Source organism: Saccharothrix sp. NRRL B-16348 (genome assembly GCF_001280085.1).
Classification (GTDB): domain Bacteria; phylum Actinomycetota; class Actinomycetes; order Mycobacteriales; family Pseudonocardiaceae; genus Actinosynnema.
Window position 1 is genome coordinate 97,083 of the sequence record NZ_LGED01000220.1, and the last position, 17,593, is coordinate 114,675.

A 17,593-nucleotide genomic window follows, 5' to 3' on the forward strand; every position below is an offset into this window, starting at 1 on the left:
GGGTTAGGTGGTGGGAACATGATCGAACCGTCCCCGGCAGCGGAGCTGACCAGGTCGTTCGCCAACACCGTCGACCTGGAGGACGGAACCGACGACCTGGCCGACGCCGAGCCGGCCGCGGCCTGGCTGCACGCTCACGGCCTGGTGGACGAACCCGTGCCGCTGACGGCCGATGACCACCGCCGGCTGCTCGCCCTGCGCGCCGGCGTCCGGTCCGCGCTCGGCCAGGCCCAACCGGACGGACTGGCCGCGGGCGAGGCCGTGCTCACGGATCTGCCGGTGCTCGTCAGCCTCACCGCCGGCGGACTGGTGCCCGCACCGGGCCTGCCCCCCGTGGACCGGGCCTTGGCGCGCCTGGCCATCGCCTGGTCCGAGCTCGTGACCACCGGCGAGTCGCAGCGGCTGAAGCGGTGCGCGGACGACGTGTGCGGCTGGGTCTTCTGGGACGTGTCGCGCAACCACAGCAGGCGCTGGTGCAAGATGCGGGTCTGCGGCAACCGCGCGAAGTCCCGGCGCTACTCGGCGCGGCAGCGGGAACTGCGCCTCCAAGAAGTCGACTGACCGCGTTCACCCGACGGTCGTGATGTCGCAGTCGACGACGAAACCGCGGCTTGAACATTTTCGGCACATTTTGCTACGGTCCCCGGAAGATATCAGCGGGAATCATTCCCATTCGGGGCGGCACGACCAGGTCGCAGGCCTAATTCGCCGTGAAAGGTCTCTCATGACTTCAGTGAGCGGAAATGACGGCGTGGCGGTCGCGCGAGAGCCTGCCCTGGTCAGCGCTACCATGCGGTTTTCCACCTCGATCCTGGTGGGTTTGTCGGCGGGCCTGGTGTTGCAAGTGTGGACGTTGGCTTTCCTGGGCCGAGTGGGCGGCGAGGCGTTGTACGTCCGGGCGATCTACGCACCGGTGGGTTTCCTCGCCCTCGCGGTGACCGAGGGGTTGGTGGTCGCGGCGCAGGTGTCGGCGGGTATCGCGACGCGCGACGAGCGCCGTGACGTGCTGAGGCCGTTGCCCACCCACCTCGTGGTGGGCGGAGGCGTGCTCGTGCTCACCGCGGCGGTGTTCACCGCCGGGTCCGGCGTGATCCTGGGTGTGCTCGGCGTGGCGGCGGAGGACCGTCCCGGGGTGGTGACGTTCGTGGTCGCCGTGTGCCTCACCAGCGTGGGGAGCCTGGTGCCGTACGCGGGCGGCGCGGTGCTGCGCGGAATGGGCCGCGCGGGCGCGTCCTCGCTGCTGTCGGTGGGGTTCACCGTGCTGTCGATGGCGGCGATGGCCGTTCTCGGCGCGACCACGGACCTGGGTGTGCTGGCGGTCCCGGTCGGCACGCTGGTGGCGAGCGCCGCGGCCGGTGTGGCCGCGACCGTGTTGCTGCGCGGTCACCTGCCGCACACGTCGGTGCGGTGGTTGAGGCGCGACGCCCTCGGCGAGTTGTGGGCCTTCGGCGCGCCGGTGGCGGCGACGTTCCTGCTGCTGTCGTCGGTGAACTTCGGCTACCTGCGGGTCTTGCGGGATGCAGGCACGGCTGACATCGCGGGTTTCGGCCTGGGGCAGAACGCGACGGGGTTCTTCATGGTGCCGGCCCTGGCGATCGGTTCCGGCGCCGCCGTGGCCGCGAACCTGCGTCCCGGGCAGTCACGCCGGGAGATCGACGTGGTGGGCCTGTCCGCGACCCTGCGCGTGGCACTCCCCGCCTATGCGTGCATCGGCGTCCTGGCGTACGTCCTGCGCCATCCCCTTGCCCGACTGCTCACCTCGGACGAGGCGATCGTCGCGGTCACCGCCGACTACTTCGCCTGGACGGGGCCGACGTCCGCGTTGTTCGGCGGAACGCTCACCCTGTTGACCTACCTGGAACAGATCGGCCGCGCCTCGGCGGCGTTCGCCCTCAACACGGTCTACTTCGCGGCGCTGCCGGCGATCGCCTCCTCCCTGCCGCAGCCGGTCGACAGCACCACCCTGGCGCGACTGCTCGCCGTCAGCAACGTCATCGGTTTCGCCACCTGCTGGTACTGCGCCTGGCACCTGGTCCGGCGGACGCGCTGACCCCTCACGCCGATTCGGGCAAGGACCCGTCCAAGACCCCTTTCGCACCTCGCCTTAACGGAACCGCATGGCGAGGTAGCCTCCGAGCATGCTCCCTGACCTGGATCTGCGACTGGTCCGGTACTTCCTGGCGGTCGCCGAGCAGCTGAACTTCGCTCGCGCGGCCGAGGAGCTGCGGGTCGCCCAGCCCTCCCTGAGCCGCCAGATCCAGCGGCTGGAGAACGTGCTCGGTGTACGCCTGCTGGAACGCACCAGCCAGGGCAGCCGGCTCACGGCCGCCGGCGCGGCGTTCCTCCCCCGGGCGCAGCAACTGGTGCACAGCGCCGAGCAAGCGGTGCTCACCGCGCGCGCCGCGGCGCCTGCCCGCACGATCACCATCGGGTACGCCGACGACCTCGTCATCACGCCCGCCGTCCGCGACCTGCGAAACCGTCATCCCGGCGCCCACGTCCGCACCCGTCACCTCAGTTCCCGGGACGCCGGCGCGCTGTTGGACCGGCAGGTCGACGCCCTGGTCATCCGCGCACCGCTGCCGATTCCGGCCGACGACCTCGCGGTGACGACGCTCTACACCGAACCCTTGGTCGTGCTCACGTCCACCGCCCACCGCTTCGCGGGCAAGGAGTCCGTCGACGCGACCGACGTCTGGTCCGAACCGCTCGTCGGCTGCACCGGCATGAGCAAGGACTGGATCGGCTTCTGGCGGCTCGAACCCCGGGAGGACGGTGGTCCGGCCCCGGTTGGCCCCATCCTGGCGGACACCTACGCCGACAAGCTCGAGGCCGTCGCCGAGGGCAGCGCCATCGCTGTCGTTCCTGCCGATGACCGGCGCTTCACCCTGCGCCCCGACCTGGTCGCCGTTCCTGTCGACGGGGCCGGGCCGAGCCGGGTCGTCGTCGCCAGCCGTGCCGAGGAGACCAACCCGCTCGTCGCGGAGTTCGTCAGCTCCGCGGAGAACCTGCTCGTCCGCGAGAGCTGACCCGCGATACGGCTTGTGCATGACGAGGTGCGAAACGGATCTTGGACGCGCGCGCCGGCCGCCGGTTCGCTGGGTGCCGTGACCATTGACTACCGCGCCCAGACCGTGCTGCTCACCGGAGCGGGTTCCGGCATCGGCGCCGCTTTCGCCAGGACCCTGGCCGCACGCGGCGCGAACCTCGTGCTCGTCGCCCGGCGCGCCGACCGGCTGACGTCGTTGGCGGACGAACTCCGCCGCACCACCGGTGTCCGCCTCGACGTGATCCCCTCCGACCTCTCCCGACCAGGCGTCGCCGACGAACTCCGGCAAGCGGTCACCGAGCGGGGCATCCGCGTCACCGGCTTGATCAACAACGCCGCGTTCGGGTCGTTCGCCCCGTTCGTCGAACTCGATCCCGACCAGCTCTCCGCCGAGGTCGCCGTCAACGCCCTGGCGCCGATGCGGCTGACGGCCGCGTTCCTCCCCGGGATGGTGGACGCCGGCCACGGCTTCGTCATCAACGTCGCCGGCGTGTCCGCCTACCTGCCCTCTCCCCGGATGGCGGTCTACAGCGCCACCAAAGCCTTTGCGCTCAGCTTCACCGAGTCACTGTGGACAGAGCTGCGCGGCACCGGTGTCACCGTGTTCGCGGTCTGCCCCGGCGCCACCGCCACCGATTTCACGACTGGGCTGGGGCCGGATGCGGCAGTGCTGACTGCCGGAAAAGTACGCACGCCCGACGACGTCGTGACCACTGCCCTGAAGCACCTCGACGGCCGCAACCCTGGCCCCGTCGTCATCGACGGCCGCGCCAACCGGCTCGGCGTGCTCGCGAGCCGACTCCTGAGCCGCCGACGAAGTGCCCTGACGATGGCGCGCGTCTTCGACCCCGGCCGCGCACCCGCCCGGTGAGGTTGGGTCCCGGCAGCGGGTGATCGACCTAGTTCGCTTCACCCGTCAACGCGAACGACCGCAGCCGCCGGGTCGCCCCGACCGTGCCCGCCACGACGAACACCGACACCATGATCAACGCGGTCGGCACCGACAGGGTCGAGGAGATCAGCGGGGTGTCGCCGATCGCGTCCGCGATGGTCGTCGCGTGCTGGCGGATGCTGAACACGCGGGCGCCGTCGACGAACGACACCAGCAGGTTCTCCCACAGCACGATGTAGATGAGGCCGACCGCGACCGGGCGCTTGGCCATCACGCTCAGGGCGAGGAACAGGGCGCTGTAGGCCAACGCGCCGAGGGCCGTGCCGACGACCAAGCCGACCGCCAACGTGCCGGAGCCCGCGATCACGGCCGCGACGGCCAGCGGCAGGGCGGTGGCCCCGGTGGTCACCAGCCAGGCCACCAGGAGCTTGGACAGGATGATCTCCGAGCGCGGCAGCGGCTTGGTGATCAGGTGGGTGATGGTGCCGTCGTCGATCTCCAGGCCGAGCACGCTGCTGCCGACGATCAGCGCGGTCAGCGGCAGGATGACCGCGAGTCCGAGGTTGGAGAAGACCAGCGGGCCCCAGTCGGACGGGGTCACGTACTCGTCCTCGCTGCTGACGCCCAGCAGGGTCAGCCCGATCAGGACGATCGGCATCGGGAGCAGCAGCAGCACGCGCCTGCGCCCGAGGAGGGCCCTCGCCGTGAGGCGGATGATCGTCGGGTTCATGTGGTCACCAGGTAGGAGAAGACCTTCTCGAGGGACTCGTCCGAAGGCAGGATCGTGGTCAGCCGGATGTCCCGCGCCTTGGCGAGCTTGGCCAGGGCGCGGGTGAAGGCTCCGTAGTCGCTGGTGTGCACCTGCAGGCCCGCCTCGGCGAGGCTCACCCCGGAGACCGACGGCTCGCCCATCAGCGCGGTCGCGAGGAGGCGGTCGTCGGAGGAGGCGATGGTGAACACGTGCGGGCGGGTGGTCATCAGCCGCCGGATGTGCCGGTAGTCGCCGGAGGCGGCGAGCCTGCCCGCCACGATCACCTGCACGGTGCCGGAGAGCTGCTCGACCTCCTCCAGGATGTGGGAGCTGAACACGATGGTCCGCCCCTCCTCGGCCATGCGGTCGAGCAGCTGCATCATCTGCATCCGCTGCCTGGGGTCCATGCCGTTGAACGGCTCGTCCAGCAGCAGCACGTCCGGGTCGTGCACCAGCGCCGCGGCGACCCGGCTCCGCTGGCGCATTCCCTTGGAGTAGGTGGAGATCCGGCGGTCCTGCGCGTCGCGCAGGTCCACGACGTCCAGCGCGGCGCGGGCGGCGGCCGTGGGGTCGGGGAGCTTGTGCAGCTTGGCGCTCGCCAGGACGAACTCCCACGCGGTGAGGAATCCCGGCACGCTCTCGCGCTCGGTCACCAGGCCGAGCTTGCGGTACAGGGCGGGGTTGGCCCAAGCGGGCTCACCGCCGATCACGACCTTGCCCTGCGACGGTGCCAGCAGGCCCGCCATCAGGTGCAGGACGGTGGTCTTGCCCGCGCCGTTGGGTCCGAGCAGGCCGGTCAGCCCGGGACCGATCGACAGGGTCACGTCGTTGACCGCGACCACGTTGCCGTACCAGCGGGAGACGCCGGCGAGTTCGACGGTGTTCATGACTTCATCCCCTTGTACCGCCACACCGCGGCCATCGTGCCCAGCACGGCCAGTGCGACCGTGACCAGGCCGTACACCGGTCCGAACGAGCCGATCGAGACCAGGCTGACGTCCGCGTCGAACAACCACTGGTCCACCCCGTTGAGCAGGCTGGCCGGGTCGAGCACCCCGGCGAGCCGGCCGATCGTCCCGGAGTCCAGCTCGCTCAGGACCGCCGAGATCGGGGCGGTGAGCAGGAAGACGCCGATGATCATGCCGGTGGCGAACACCCGCCGCCCCGACAGCGAGGCGATCGGCAGTCCCAGCGCCGCCAGCAGCACGGCGTGGACGGCCGCGGCGAGCAGGCCGAGGAGCAGCGCGCCGAACTCCTCCAGCACGCCCGGGACGCCGTCGTCGGTGCTGAAGGCCATGCCGATGAACATGATCAGCATGGGCGCCGCGAACAGCAGGAACGTCGCCGTGGCCAGCGCGGCGACCTTGGTCAGCGCGTAGCTCGACCGGCTCAGCGGACGGGACAGGTACAGCTGCACCAGGTTCGTGCGCAGGTCCACCGACACCAGCTCCGGCGCGACCACCGCGACGAACACCGCCGCGGCGAAGGTGAAGGTGGAGGCGATGCCGACCTGGTCGAGGACCGGCTCGGGCAGCTGGCTGTTGATGATCACGATGATCAGCGAGGCGAGGGAGGCCAGGCCGATCAGCCCGATCGGCAGCACCTTCGCCCACGGGCTGCGGCCGAGGCCGTAGGCGCTGCGGACGCTGTGGACGTACAGCGCGCGGGCCGAGTGGCCGGGTCCGAGCCTCGGTCCGGTGTAGCGCTGGTAGCCGATGTCGTGGATGACGCCGGACTCAGACATGGGACACCTCCTCGGCCGGACGGTCGCGGAACAGGTCGGCGACCTGGTGCCGTTGCCGTTCGAGCCGGTGCAGGCTGAGGTCGAGGTCCGCGACGGCGTCCCGGATGAGGTCGTACACCGCGCCGTCGTCCTCGCCGAGGCGGACGGTCAGCACGCGGTTCCGGCGGCGCACGTCCAGGCCTCCGGCGGTGAGCGCGGCGGCCAACCGCTCGGCGCCCTCGTCGACCTCCACCACGAGCAGGTCGTTGTGCTCGGTCATCGACGACAGCGTCGCCGAGCGCAGGAGGGTGCCCGCGTCGATGGCGACCAGCGACGTGCAGATCCGCTCGATCTCGCCGAGCAGGTGGGAGCAGACCACCACCGAGATGCCGAACTCGGTGCCGATGCGGTGCACCAGGTCCAGCATCGCCCGCCTGCCCGCCGGGTCGAGCCCGTTGGTGGGTTCGTCGAGCAGCAGCAGTTCGGGGTCGTGGACCAGCGCTTGGGCCAGCTTGACCCGCTGCTTCATGCCGGTGGAGTACCCCCCGATCCGGCGGTAGCGCTCCTCGTAGAGCCCCACGTGCCGCAACGTCTCCGACGCCCGCTCCCGCGCCGCGGCGGCGGGCAGCCCGCTGACCCGCGCCATGTGCGTGACGAACTCCGCGGCGACCACGTCCGGCGGCAGGCAGTCGTGCTCGGGCATGTAGCCGACCTTCGCCCGGACCTGCTCCCCGTCGGCGATCGGATCGAGTCCGAGCACACGAATCCGCCCGCTGGTGGGCGTGAGCAGCCCCAGCGCGAGCTTGATCAGCGTGGTCTTCCCCGCGCCGTTGACCCCGACCAAGCCGACGACACCCGCCTCGATCTCCAACGTCAGGTCCGCCAGCGCGGTCACTTCGCCGCCGTAGCGCATTCCCAGCGCGGCGGTCTCGATGAGTGGCACACGAGGACCCTACGGCCCGCCGACCACCACCACATCCGGCCGCACCCTGAGTCCGGCGACCTCCCGACCCCTAAGGGTCCGCCTTCAGCGCCACCTCGATTGATCAAGGCCGCTGTCTTCGCGCGCGGCACGCGGCCCCATCTCTTCGGTAGCCGCCGACTGGAAGGCGATGGGTGTCGCTGCGCTCTGGGGGAAACCTCGGCGCCGGCCCGTTCGACCCGCGCGTGGCTTCGTGGCGTCCAAGCCCGAAGATGCCCGCCAGACGTGCTGCCGCGGGTGCCGGCACCCGAAAGCGACCCGTCCATCGGATCCGCAGGTGCTCCCCACATCGTCTTGGAGGTGGGGAGCACCTGGACGGACGGCTTGTAGGTCGAGTGCTCGTGGTCGTCGGTGGTCGTCGGTCAGGTGGTGGTCAGCCGACGATCCACTGCTGGTTGGCCGCGCCGGTGCAGGTCCACTGGCGCACCTCGGAACCGGGGGCGGTGGCGAAGTTGTAGTTGTCCAGGCACAGGTTGCTGTGCCGGTTGACCAACGTCGTCGTGCCGTTGGTGGTGGTCAGCCGCCACTGCTGGACCGCCAGGCCGTTGCACGTCCACTGCTGCACCACCGAACCGGGCGCGGTCGCGAAGTCCTTGTTGTCCAGGCACAGACCGCTGTGGCCGTTGGCGATGGCGTAGTAGTTGTCGCCGACCGGGGTCAGGTACCAGTCCTGCACCGGCAGGTCGTTGCACGTCCACTGCCGCACCTCCGCACCCGGTGCGGTGCCGAAGTTGTAGTCGTCCAGGCACAGGTTGCTGTGCTGGTTGCGGAGGTGCGCGCGCCTGGTGTTGTTCACCTCGCCGGAGGGACCGGCCAGCACGGTGGAGGTGGAGACGGGCACGCCGAGGTTCGGGGTGCCGTCGGCGTTCCACGAGATCTTCTGCACGCGGGTCGTGCGGGTGGTGCCGCAGCCCTGGGACGCCGAGGAGTTGGCGTGGTAGGCGATCCACGTCTCCGTGCCGTCCGGCGAGGTGAAGAACGAGTGGTGGCCGGGACCGAACACGCCGTTGGCGTCGTTGCGCTGGAAGATCGGGTTCGAGAACTTCGACCAGGACGCCGCCGCCAGCGGGTTCCCGCCGCGGTACTCCAGCATGCCCAGCTTGTAGTTCGGGCCGTTGCAGTGGCTGGCCGAGTACGTCAGGAACGTCCTACCACCACGCTGCAACGCGAACGACCCCTCGTTGACCGCGCCGTCCTGCCGCTCCCACGCCAGGGTCGGCGCGGAGATCCGGGTTCCGAAGGCGGAGGCGGTGTACGGGTTGGACATCGGCGCGATGTAGAGCGACTGCAACCCGTCGGAGTGGAACGCCGAGAAGTGGAAGTACAGCGCGCCGTTGAGCTTGAGCACCGCGCCGTCGATCGCCCACCCGTTGTTCGGCATCAGGTTCAGGATGCCCCGGTAGGTGTAAGGGCCGGCCGGGTCGTTGCCGGCGCTCTCCAGCACGTGGGTGCGGCGCGGAGCACCGGCCAGCTCCACCGAGTAGTACAGGTACCAGCGGTTGTTGATCTGCTCCAGGTGCGGCGCCCACATCGTGTCCCCGGCGGAGCGGAACACCACCTGCTCCGGCGCGCTGCGCAGCCCGGCGATCGTGGACGACCGGCGCATCACGATGTCGGAAGTCCAGGTGGTGGCGACGTAGTAGTAGTTGCCGTTGAACTGCACCAACGTCGGGTCCGCGCTGTTGGGCGCGGGCACGGCCGGGTTGGTGAACGACGGACCAGGCGCGGCCACGGCCTGCGGCTGGCCGATCGGGCTCAGGATCAGCCCGGCGACGACGGCGGCGACGAACGACATCGCCCGCCAGACCGTTGCTCGACGGTGAGCGAACAGCACAATCACTCCTCGGGGGTGTACGTGGAACAGGGAGTTCGGTGACGGCGGTGCGGCTCCAGGCGATGTTCCAGCGGTCACGTTGGGTTGTCCGGCGTGCCGCCCACGTAGGCCGAGGACAGGTGCACGGTCTGCGTTGGAGGGCGTGGTCGAGCTCCGGACGGGGCGGGCACTTCGTCCGGGTTTGGCACCGCGGCGGCAGCGGGTGTGACTCACAACACGGCGATGTGTTAACGCTAACAGGCAGCACCGGGCAACTCAAGAGCCATCCGCGAGCGGCCACGCCGCAAGCCGAGCAGCCGAAGACCGGCATCAGCGATGCACTTGAGGCGGCGAAAGATGCGGCCGTGCGGCGACCCAGCATTCACAGGCCGCAAATGTTAGCGCTAACGTTTCGGAGAGCGGCCGCGGACCAGCGCAGATGCACGCTTCGACCGCCTCCGCCGGCAAAGCACTCAAGCAGGCTCGCTTCTGCGGCGGCGAGGCAGGCACGAGATCGACGAGGAGCGGGAAGGCCGCCGGCTCACGACCGGTGCCTTCCCGCTCCTCTGCCCTTCGTCACACTGTCGTCGTGATCAGTTGGTCGGCATGCTCCACGTCTGGTTGGGGCCGCCGACGCAGTCCCAGACCTGTAGCCGTCGACCGTTGGTGGCGTCGCCGGCGGCGAGGTCGAGGCAGCGCTTGGACCACGCGTTCTGGTACTGGTTGGCGCCGATGCGGACCCAGCGCTGGTTGTCGCCGCCCCAACACGGGTGGGTCTTGAGCTGCGCGCCGTTGCCGATGGTCTCGCCGGGCTGGTCGAGGCACTCGTTGCCGATCTTGATCTTCCCGGCGGCGGTGAAGGTCCAGCGTTGGTTGGTGCCGTTCCAGCAGTCCCAGATGTTCACGGTGGCGTTGGCGGCGTCACGGTCGACGCACTTGTTGGTGCCGTTCCACTTGATCATGCCGATGCCCTGGTCCGGTCCGCTGGGCGCGTTCGTCCAGGCCTTGTTCAGCCGTCGGAACGTCAGCGATTCGAGGCGGACGGTGCCGTTGTTGGCGTAGGTGCGGATGCCGAGGCTCCGGCTGGAGGAGTCGAAGTTGACGTTGTCGGTGACGGAGACCTTGCCGTCGTTGCCGAAGGTCTCCAACTGCCCGCGGTCGACCAGGACCCGCAGCTTCACGCGGTTGCCGACCGGTGGCATGGGCGTGTCGGCGAGGGTCTGCCGGACGCGGTCGTAGCCGATGGCGGCGTCACGGGTGCCGTCGGCGCGTCGGTGCAGCTCGAAGCCGAAGTCGGTCGCGGTGGCTCCGGCAAGGTCGTAGGTCGCCTCGATCTCGTAGGTGTCGGCGCTGATGCCGTTGAACGGGTTGGTGGCGAGGTCGTTGGAGATGGTCAGGTTGCTCCAGGTCTGCGCCTGTTGGCGGATGGTGGAGATCTCGCTGACGGGGTTGCGGGTCACCCGGATGCCTTCCGGGAAGGTCCGCAGGCCGAGTTGTGCGGGGAAGGAGGCGTTGCCGGTCCAGGTCGAGCCCTTGTTGCCGGGTTGCCAGAACATCTGGACCACCCGGTTGGTGGGCATGTTGGTGAAGGTGAGGCCGGCGTAGGCGGTCCCGCCGAATTCTGTGCGCCCCACGTCCATGCGTTGCGGCCGTGACCAGCCGGCGTCCGGCACGAACACACCGGAGCCGTTCAACGTGCCGACGACGTACTCGCCGCTGGCGTCCTGCAGGACCCACTTGGGGTTGGCGGTGTTGCCGTCGACGGGGAGTTGGTAGAGGTCGGGGCACTCGAACAGCCAGTCGGCGCGGAACTCGCCGCGGTAGGTCCAGTTGAGCAGGTTGGTGGAGCTGTAGAACTTGGCGACGTTGCCGCCCTCGTTGCCCCAGAACACCATGCCCCAACGGTTGCGGGCGGCGTCCCAGTAGACCTTCGGGTCGCGGGACTCGTACGGGGTGGAGATCACCTTGGCGCCGCCGTTGTGCATGCGGAACGTCTTCGCGCCGTCGGTGCTGTAGGCGATGGACACGCCGTTGGTGTTGGTGAACAACAGGATCGGGGCGTCGGCGCCGGTCTTGAGGCCGGTGACGTTGTTGTGGTCGACCCAGCCGCCGCCGGAGAACAGGGTGGCGTTGTGCAGGCCCGGTTCCAGGGCGATCGGCTGCTGCGTCCAGTGCACCAGGTCCCGACTGGTCGCGTGACCCCAGTGCATCGTGTCCCACTGCAGACCGTGCGGGTTGTGCTGGTAGAACAGGTGGTAGACCCCGTTGTAGTACAGCGGCGCGTTCACGTCGTTCATCCAGCCGCCCTGCGAGCTGAAGTGGAACTGACCGCGGAACGGCTCGTTGTAGTCGGTCGCGTCGTAGGGGTACTCCGGATAGGACGCCGCCTGCGCCGCGGGCGCGGCGATCACCGAGGTGACGACCAGGGCCGCCACTGTGGACAGGGTGGCGACGCGACGCCACAGTGATCGTCTGAAGGGCAATCTGCGCATGCCGGCCTCACTTCACGTCTATGGGAAGGGGAAGCTCGCTTCGGTTGACTGACGAACCCGTCCGGCGCGTTCAGCAGGTCGCGGGCCGGACGTCGTCAGGCAGGAGTTCGTCGAACCACGGGGAGTCGGCGCCGGGGCGGGTGCAGGTGATGGCCGCGACGCGTTGGGCGTAGGCGAGGGTGTCGGTCAGTTCGGCGTGGGTCAGGGTGGTCAGGTTGGTCCGGGTGAGCAGGTCGTTGCGGTCGAACGCGGCCAGCAGGCCGGCCATGAACGCGTCCCCGGCGCCGACGGTGTCGACGATGTCGACCGGCAGGGCGGGCAGCTCGACGTGGCCGGTAGGCCCGGAGGCGTACACGCCCTCCGCGCCGCGCGTGACGACGACGAGAGCGATCCCGTGCTCGTGCCACTCGGCCACGACGTCGGCGAGGGTTCGGTCGGGGGCGATCCACCGCAGGTCGTCGGCGCTGACCTTGACGATGTCGACCATGCCGAGCCAGCGGCGCAGCCGGGCGCGCACGGTGGTGGGGTCGCTGATGAGCACCGGGCGGATGTTGGGGTCGAGGGTGATGACCCGGTGGGGGTGTTCGCGGGAGAGCAGGGTTTCGAACGTGGCGGCCATCGGCTCGACGGCGAGGGCGAAGGAGCCGCCGACGTGCAGTGCCGCGTCCGGCGCAAGCGTGGCCGGCAGGTCGGTCGGCTGCCAGCCGCCGTCGGCGCAGCCGTCGATGTAGAACGAGTAGTCGGCCACGCCGTGCTGGTCGACGTCCACCACGGCGAGCGTGGTCGGCGCGGTCGACGCGGAGGCGTAGCGCAGGTCGACGTTGGAGGTCTCCAGGTGCGCGCGCACCAGCGCGCCGAGGTGGTCGTCGGCCAGGCGTGCCAGCAGCGCGGTCTGCGTGCCGAGCCGGCCGAGGCCGACAGCGGTGTTGGCCGGGCTCCCACCGGGGATGGGCCGGTAGCCGCCGACGCGATCCGGCACGAGGTCCACAAGCGCCTCGCCACCAACGATGATCATGTCGTGTTCCTTGTCAGGAAGTGGTCCTCACAGCTTCTTACGTCAACGTTGACGTAAGAAGCCGCCGGACACGCTGCGGTTTCTGTCCAGGCCGTCTGTCACGCAGATATCACTGAAAAACACCGCACTTCCAGTCCTATCAGGACAGTCCAAGGAAGCGGGTCTTTCGTTAAGTCATCGTTGACGCTAGCTTCGTGGTCCAGGGCACGACAAGCTGCCGTTACGCAAGCGTTACCCGGAACGGCTGTTGCCAGTCGCAACGTTGCCGCGCTGGGCCGTTCGGGCTTGCGATACTCGGCCTTACAGGCGAGTCGCCAGCTCTCGTGAGCACACGCCCGAACGATTCGGGCCCGAGTTCCATCCGAAAGCTTTTCGCCGGGGCTGTTGACACCGGGACGGCGGCGTTCGTACGGTCTACCCAGCAGCGTTGGCACTCGAACGTCATAGACGCCAACGGAATCGACCGATCACCGAAGCCGCAGGAGGAATCCTGGGGCCGAAGTGATCACTAACTGGATAGCGCTTTCCACACGCACGCGTATCAATTGAATCGTTTCATATCCGGCCTGGCGCCTCACCGCGGACCTCTGCTGACCGCGGGATGCGTCCAGCTCATTCTGGGAGCGTTCCCAGACTCTGCGACGGAGGAGCAACGGTGCTCACCGAGTGTGTTCAGAGTGCAGGCCATTCCCGTGACGACCTCACGACGCAGGGGCCGTCAGATCGGCTGGTAGTGCCGCGACGGCACGGTGTCCACACCGTCTCGTAGCGCTCGGCCGGTCGGCACGCGCACTCCGCCGACCGCCACCGGTCTGTGCACCGGCAACCCATGTCATCCGACTTCCCTGTTGGAGGTTCGTCATGCTTTCGACCAGACGGCGCGCCGCGCTGCTCGCCGGCGGCGTCGCCCTGAGCATTGCCGGTAGCGGTGTCGTCAGCTCGCCTGCTTCGGCAGCTCCGACCCGCTACGAGGCGGAAACGGCACCGGCCACCTGTGCCGGCGCCATCGAGTCCAACCACACCGGCTACTCCGGCAGCGGGTTCTGCAACGCGGACAACGCGGTCGGGGCGTCGGCGCAGTTCACCGTCACGGCGTCCGCGGCGGGTTCCGTGACCATCGGCGTCCGCTACGCCAACGGAGGGACCGCCAACCGTCCCGCCGACGTGCTGGTCAACGGTGCGGCCGTCCACTCCGCCACCGCGTTCGACCCGTCCGGCGCCTGGACCACGTGGGTCACGAAGACGCTCACCGTGCCGGTGGTCGCCGGCACGAACACGATCCGGTTGAGCCCGACCACCGCGGCCGGCCTGCCGAACGTCGACTACCTCGAAACCGACGTCACGGACACCCCGCCCGCCGGCAAGCAGATGGAAGACCTGGACCGGGGCCTGGTCAGCGTGCGCTCCGGCACCGGCAACCTGGTCTCGTGGCGGCTGCTCGGGACCGAGTCGACCTCGACCGGGTTCAACGTCTACCGGGGCACGACGAAGCTGACCGCCTCCCCCATCACCAACTCCACCAACTACCTGGACTCCGGGGCATCGGGAGACGCCTCGTACACCGTCCGCGCCGTCGAGAACGGAGTGGAGAAGGAGCCGTCCACGCCGTCACTGCGCTTCACCGGCGGCAACTACCTGGACGTGCCGATCTCCCGGCCGGGGAGCACCTACACGGCCGGTGACGCGAGCGTCGGCGACGCGGACGGCGACGGCCAGTACGAGATCTTCCTCAAGTGGGATCCCAGCGACCAGAAGGACAACTCGCAGTCCGGCGTCACCAGCAACGTCTACATCGACGCCTACAAGCTCAACGGGCAGCGGCTGTGGCGGGTCAACCTGGGCCGCAACATCCGTGCCGGCGCGCACTACACCCAGTTCCAGGTGTACGACTACGACGGTGACGGCCGGGCCGAAATGGCGGTCAGGACGGGCGACGGCACGGTGTCCGGCACGGGTCAGGTGATCGGCAACGCGAACGCCGACCACCGCAACTCCGGCGGTCACATCATCACCGGACCCGAGTACCTGACCGTGTTCAACGGCCTCACCGGCGCCGCCATGTCCACGGTGCCCTTCGAGCCCGCCCGCGGCAACATCTGCGACTGGGGCGACTGCAACGGCAACCGGGGCGACCGGTTCCTGGCCGGCACCGCGTACCTGGACGGCCAGCGCCCCAGCATCATCATGGGCCGCGGCTACTACGCGAAGAGCACCATCGCGGCGTGGGACTTCCGCGACGGGCAGCTCACCCGGCGCTGGAAGTTCGACTCCGGCTCCGCCGGCAACCAGTGGACCGGCCGCGGCACCCACTCGCTGTCCATCGCGGACGTCGACGGCAACGGCACCGACGAGATCATCTACGGCGGCATGACCATCAACTCCAACGGCACCGGGCGGTACACCACCAACTTCTACGCCCACGGTGACGCCCTGCACGTCGGCGATTTCCTCCCCAGCCGTCCCGGCAAGGAGATCTGGCAGATCCACGAGCAGAGCTCCGGCGCCGCCGCGACCCTGCGCGACGCCAACAGCGGCGCCACCATCATGCAGAAGAACAACACCTGCAGCTGCGAGGGCCCTGCCCGCGGCGTGGCCGGCGACGTGCACGCCGGGAACCCCGGAGCCGAGTTCTGGGGCCGGGGCACCGGGCTGACCAGCCTGTTCAACGGCTCCGGCGGCAACGTCGGGCGCAACCCGGGCAGCGCGAACTTCCTCGCCTGGTGGGACGCCGACCCGGTGCGGGAACTGCTGGACGGCAACCACGTCGACAAGTACGGCACCTCCGCCGACACCCGCCTGCTCACCGGGACCGGAGCGCACTCCGTCAACGGCACCAAGTCGACGCCCTCGCTGTCCGGTGACCTGTTCGGCGACTGGCGCGAGGAGGTGATCCTGCCGCGCGACGACAACGCCGCGCTGCGGATCTACGCCACGTCGACGCAGACCGACCGGCGGATCCACACCCTCATGCACGACGCCCAGTACCGCGTGGCCATCGCGTGGCAGAACACCGCCTACAACCAGCCACCGCACCCGAGCTTCTTCCTCGGTGGAGGCATGAGCACCCCGCCCCAGCCGAACATCTACGTCCGCTAGACCACAACCCCGTGGGCGGGCCGACCAAACCGGCCCGCCCACGGGGCTCGGCCGCCTCACTTTCCGATGTAGACGGACGACGAAGATGTCGCGATCTCTTGAACCCCGACGACTACTACCGACCCATGCTCGTCGTGCCACCGCTCCGTAAAACCCCGTCCCGCAGTGAACGCCGACGTTGGACCTCGGCTCACCGCGCTTGCCGGCCGCGGACCCCGGTGTGCTCGTACGGCGGTGCGGCTGAGGGCCGCCAGCCGCGGCGTGAGTCGACCGCGTGGATGTCCGCGACACCCCGGACGGCGCGGAGGCGTGCTCCCGGGTCCGTCGACACGAAGAGCGCGTGCGCCGCGGACGCCAGCGTCACGTGGCGGTGCCACCCGGCGAACGAACGGCCGCTGAAGTCGCGCAGGCCCACCTGGTCGCCGACGTCGACCGCGTCCCGGTCCACCCGGTCGACCCAGCTTCGCCAGGTGCAGCAACGCGCCCAGCGGCGTCGAGTCGCCGAGGTCGGTCAGCCACAGCTGCGCGGGCCAGGGGTGGCCGACCGGGCCGGTGCCGATCAGGTGCAGGTCGGGGACGGTGTCCGCGCCCGGCTCGGTGGGCAGGCCCACCCGCACCGCGGCCACCAGGTCCGTGCGGGTCGTGGGGATGGGTTCGTGGTCGGTCCAGCTGAGCAGCCGCCTGGCGGACCGCAGGGCGCCGATCAACCGGTAGGCGGGCGTCGCGCCGGACGTCAGGCCGGGCAGCCGCACGTCGTCGGTGGTGAGCTGGTGGTTGGTGCCGATCCGGACCAGCCAGGGCAGCCCGACCGCGCCCAACCGGCTCGTGAGGTGCTCGATGTCCAGGCACCGGGCGTCGAAGACCACCGGCCGCAGCGGCACGCCCGGCCTGGACGCGACCTCCAGGTAGGCCTCCACCACGCAGTCGGTGATGCTCTCCTCGTCGACACCGTCGGGGATCGACGCGCGACTGCGCTTGCGCTCGTCCCGCAGCCAGGTCCGCGGCAGGTGCAGCCGCCAGTTCACCGGGCTGCTGACCTCGTCGGACGCGGCCCACACGCCCAACGCGTGCTGGGCGTTGAGCGCCTGGCCGTGCGACGGGCAGAACCGCCTGCCGACGCCGACCGAGTCGTTGCCCGCCTTCGGGATCACCATCGGTCTGACCACCCACGCCCGCGGCGGCATCGCGGACACGGTGTAGTCGGTGAGGGCCTCGCGGACCGGGATCCAGTCCCACGTCGAGTCGCTGATGAAGTGGTGCAGGCTCTGCTCGGTGGCGTGACCGCCGACGGCGGCGGCCACGTTGCGCATGGACTTGCGTCCCGGCGTGGTGAGCAGGCCGTACAGGTAGCACATCCCCTTGCGGCGCTGATCACTTCTGCCCATGGACGTGAACAAACCACTGCTCAACTCGTCGAGCACGTCGTGGTGCAGGTCGAGCCGCGGCGACAAGACGACGCTCACGTAGTTTTCCCCCAAACCATCGAATTCGATGGAGACACTCATCGAGTCGTCGGTTCGAGTGTCCGGGAGCCCGCCGGCCGTGGCTAGGTGGCCGGCTCACCACCCCTACCGCGGAGACTGTTGGTGCCGGCCCGTTTACCGCTCCCACCTGCGGCGACCTCGGCAGGTTCGTCACTGTGGACGGCGGCCCGATTCGCACTGCACTGGAAATCCGTCGCAGTGCCGACCCGCCACATTACCCCGTGACCATTCGATCGGCGCGGTCGACCTGACACCTGACGGCCGACGTGACGGATTCGCGCGGACCCGATGAACTC

The 17,593-nt window shown here is 69.5% G+C and carries 12 protein-coding genes and 1 pseudogene; 5 read left to right on the top strand and 8 right to left on the bottom strand.

Annotation, left to right across the window (positions count from 1 at the left end):
* The first annotated feature begins 18 nt into the window (after positions 1–18).
* From ADK67_RS31280 to ADK67_RS31295, 4 genes are all read left to right on the top strand, one after another.
* A complete protein-coding gene (locus tag ADK67_RS31280) occupies positions 19–561 on the top strand; it encodes a CGNR zinc finger domain-containing protein (protein WP_053720143.1) in 543 nt (180 codons plus the stop codon).
* A gap of 229 nt (positions 562–790) precedes the next feature.
* Positions 791–2,050, top strand: coding sequence for an MATE family efflux transporter (locus ADK67_RS31285; protein WP_053720144.1), 1,260 nt, complete (start codon positions 791–793; stop codon positions 2,048–2,050).
* Between the two features lie 88 nt (positions 2,051–2,138).
* Positions 2,139–3,029 carry a LysR family transcriptional regulator gene (locus tag ADK67_RS31290; RefSeq protein WP_053720145.1) on the top strand — a complete coding sequence of 297 codons (891 nt, stop codon included), beginning with the start codon at positions 2,139–2,141 and terminating at the stop codon, positions 3,027–3,029.
* A 78-nt stretch (positions 3,030–3,107) separates the two neighbouring features.
* Positions 3,108–3,920, top strand: coding sequence for an SDR family NAD(P)-dependent oxidoreductase (locus ADK67_RS31295; protein ID WP_053720146.1), 813 nt, complete (start codon positions 3,108–3,110; stop codon positions 3,918–3,920).
* A gap of 28 nt (positions 3,921–3,948) precedes the next feature.
* Here ADK67_RS31295 and ADK67_RS31300 read toward each other — a convergent pair whose 3' ends face one another.
* From ADK67_RS31300 to ADK67_RS31330, 7 genes are all read right to left on the bottom strand, one after another.
* Positions 3,949–4,671 (bottom strand): ABC transporter permease, encoded by a 723-nt coding sequence (locus tag ADK67_RS31300; RefSeq protein WP_053720147.1) that lies wholly within the window; start codon positions 4,669–4,671, stop codon positions 3,949–3,951.
* The gene (locus ADK67_RS31305) at positions 4,668–5,579 is read right to left on the bottom strand and encodes an ABC transporter ATP-binding protein (protein ID WP_053720148.1); all 912 of its coding nucleotides are present in this window, start codon (positions 5,577–5,579) and stop codon (positions 4,668–4,670) included. Before ADK67_RS31305 ends, ADK67_RS31300 begins: the two co-directional genes overlap by 4 nt.
* A complete protein-coding gene (locus ADK67_RS31310) occupies positions 5,576–6,436 on the bottom strand; it encodes a hypothetical protein (RefSeq protein WP_053720149.1) in 861 nt (286 codons plus the stop codon). Before ADK67_RS31310 ends, ADK67_RS31305 begins: the two co-directional genes overlap by 4 nt.
* Positions 6,429–7,358 (bottom strand): ABC transporter ATP-binding protein, encoded by a 930-nt coding sequence (locus tag ADK67_RS31315; RefSeq protein WP_053720150.1) that lies wholly within the window; start codon positions 7,356–7,358, stop codon positions 6,429–6,431. The genes ADK67_RS31310 and ADK67_RS31315 overlap by 8 nt, the downstream gene beginning before the upstream one ends.
* 412 nt (positions 7,359–7,770) lie before the next feature.
* A complete protein-coding gene (locus ADK67_RS31320; protein ID WP_197289701.1) occupies positions 7,771–9,231 on the bottom strand; it encodes a family 43 glycosylhydrolase in 1,461 nt (486 codons plus the stop codon).
* A gap of 572 nt (positions 9,232–9,803) precedes the next feature.
* Positions 9,804–11,702 (bottom strand): ricin-type beta-trefoil lectin domain protein, encoded by a 1,899-nt coding sequence (locus ADK67_RS31325; RefSeq protein WP_082404083.1) that lies wholly within the window; start codon positions 11,700–11,702, stop codon positions 9,804–9,806.
* A 70-nt stretch (positions 11,703–11,772) separates the two neighbouring features.
* Positions 11,773–12,717 (bottom strand): carbohydrate kinase family protein, encoded by a 945-nt coding sequence (locus tag ADK67_RS31330; protein WP_053720153.1) that lies wholly within the window; start codon positions 12,715–12,717, stop codon positions 11,773–11,775.
* Positions 12,718–13,578: 861 nt separating this feature from the next.
* Here ADK67_RS31330 and ADK67_RS31335 point away from each other — a divergent pair.
* Complete coding sequence (locus ADK67_RS31335) at positions 13,579–15,813, top strand: rhamnogalacturonan lyase family protein (protein WP_053720154.1); 2,235 nt, start codon at positions 13,579–13,581, stop codon at positions 15,811–15,813.
* Between the two features lie 325 nt (positions 15,814–16,138).
* Here the strand turns inward: ADK67_RS31335 and ADK67_RS31340 are convergent.
* Positions 16,139–17,198, bottom strand: a pseudogene (locus ADK67_RS31340) (IS701 family transposase); the annotation flags it as partial.
* Positions 17,199–17,593: the final 395 nt, after the last annotated feature.

Coding starts and splice junctions, on each gene's coding strand:
- ADK67_RS31330 (WP_053720153.1), bottom strand. CDS start 12,717: ATGATCATCGTTGGTGGCGAGGCGCTTGTGGACCTCGTGCCGGATCGC.
- ADK67_RS31305 (WP_053720148.1), bottom strand. CDS start 5,579: ATGAACACCGTCGAACTCGCCGGCGTCTCCCGCTGGTACGGCAACGTG.
- ADK67_RS31325 (WP_082404083.1), bottom strand. CDS start 11,702: ATGCGCAGATTGCCCTTCAGACGATCACTGTGGCGTCGCGTCGCCACC.
- ADK67_RS31335 (WP_053720154.1), top strand. CDS start 13,579: ATGCTTTCGACCAGACGGCGCGCCGCGCTGCTCGCCGGCGGCGTCGCC.
- ADK67_RS31300 (WP_053720147.1), bottom strand. CDS start 4,671: ATGAACCCGACGATCATCCGCCTCACGGCGAGGGCCCTCCTCGGGCGC.
- ADK67_RS31310 (WP_053720149.1), bottom strand. CDS start 6,436: ATGTCTGAGTCCGGCGTCATCCACGACATCGGCTACCAGCGCTACACC.
- ADK67_RS31280 (WP_053720143.1), top strand. CDS start 19: ATGATCGAACCGTCCCCGGCAGCGGAGCTGACCAGGTCGTTCGCCAAC.
- ADK67_RS31285 (WP_053720144.1), top strand. CDS start 791: ATGCGGTTTTCCACCTCGATCCTGGTGGGTTTGTCGGCGGGCCTGGTG.
- ADK67_RS31290 (WP_053720145.1), top strand. CDS start 2,139: ATGCTCCCTGACCTGGATCTGCGACTGGTCCGGTACTTCCTGGCGGTC.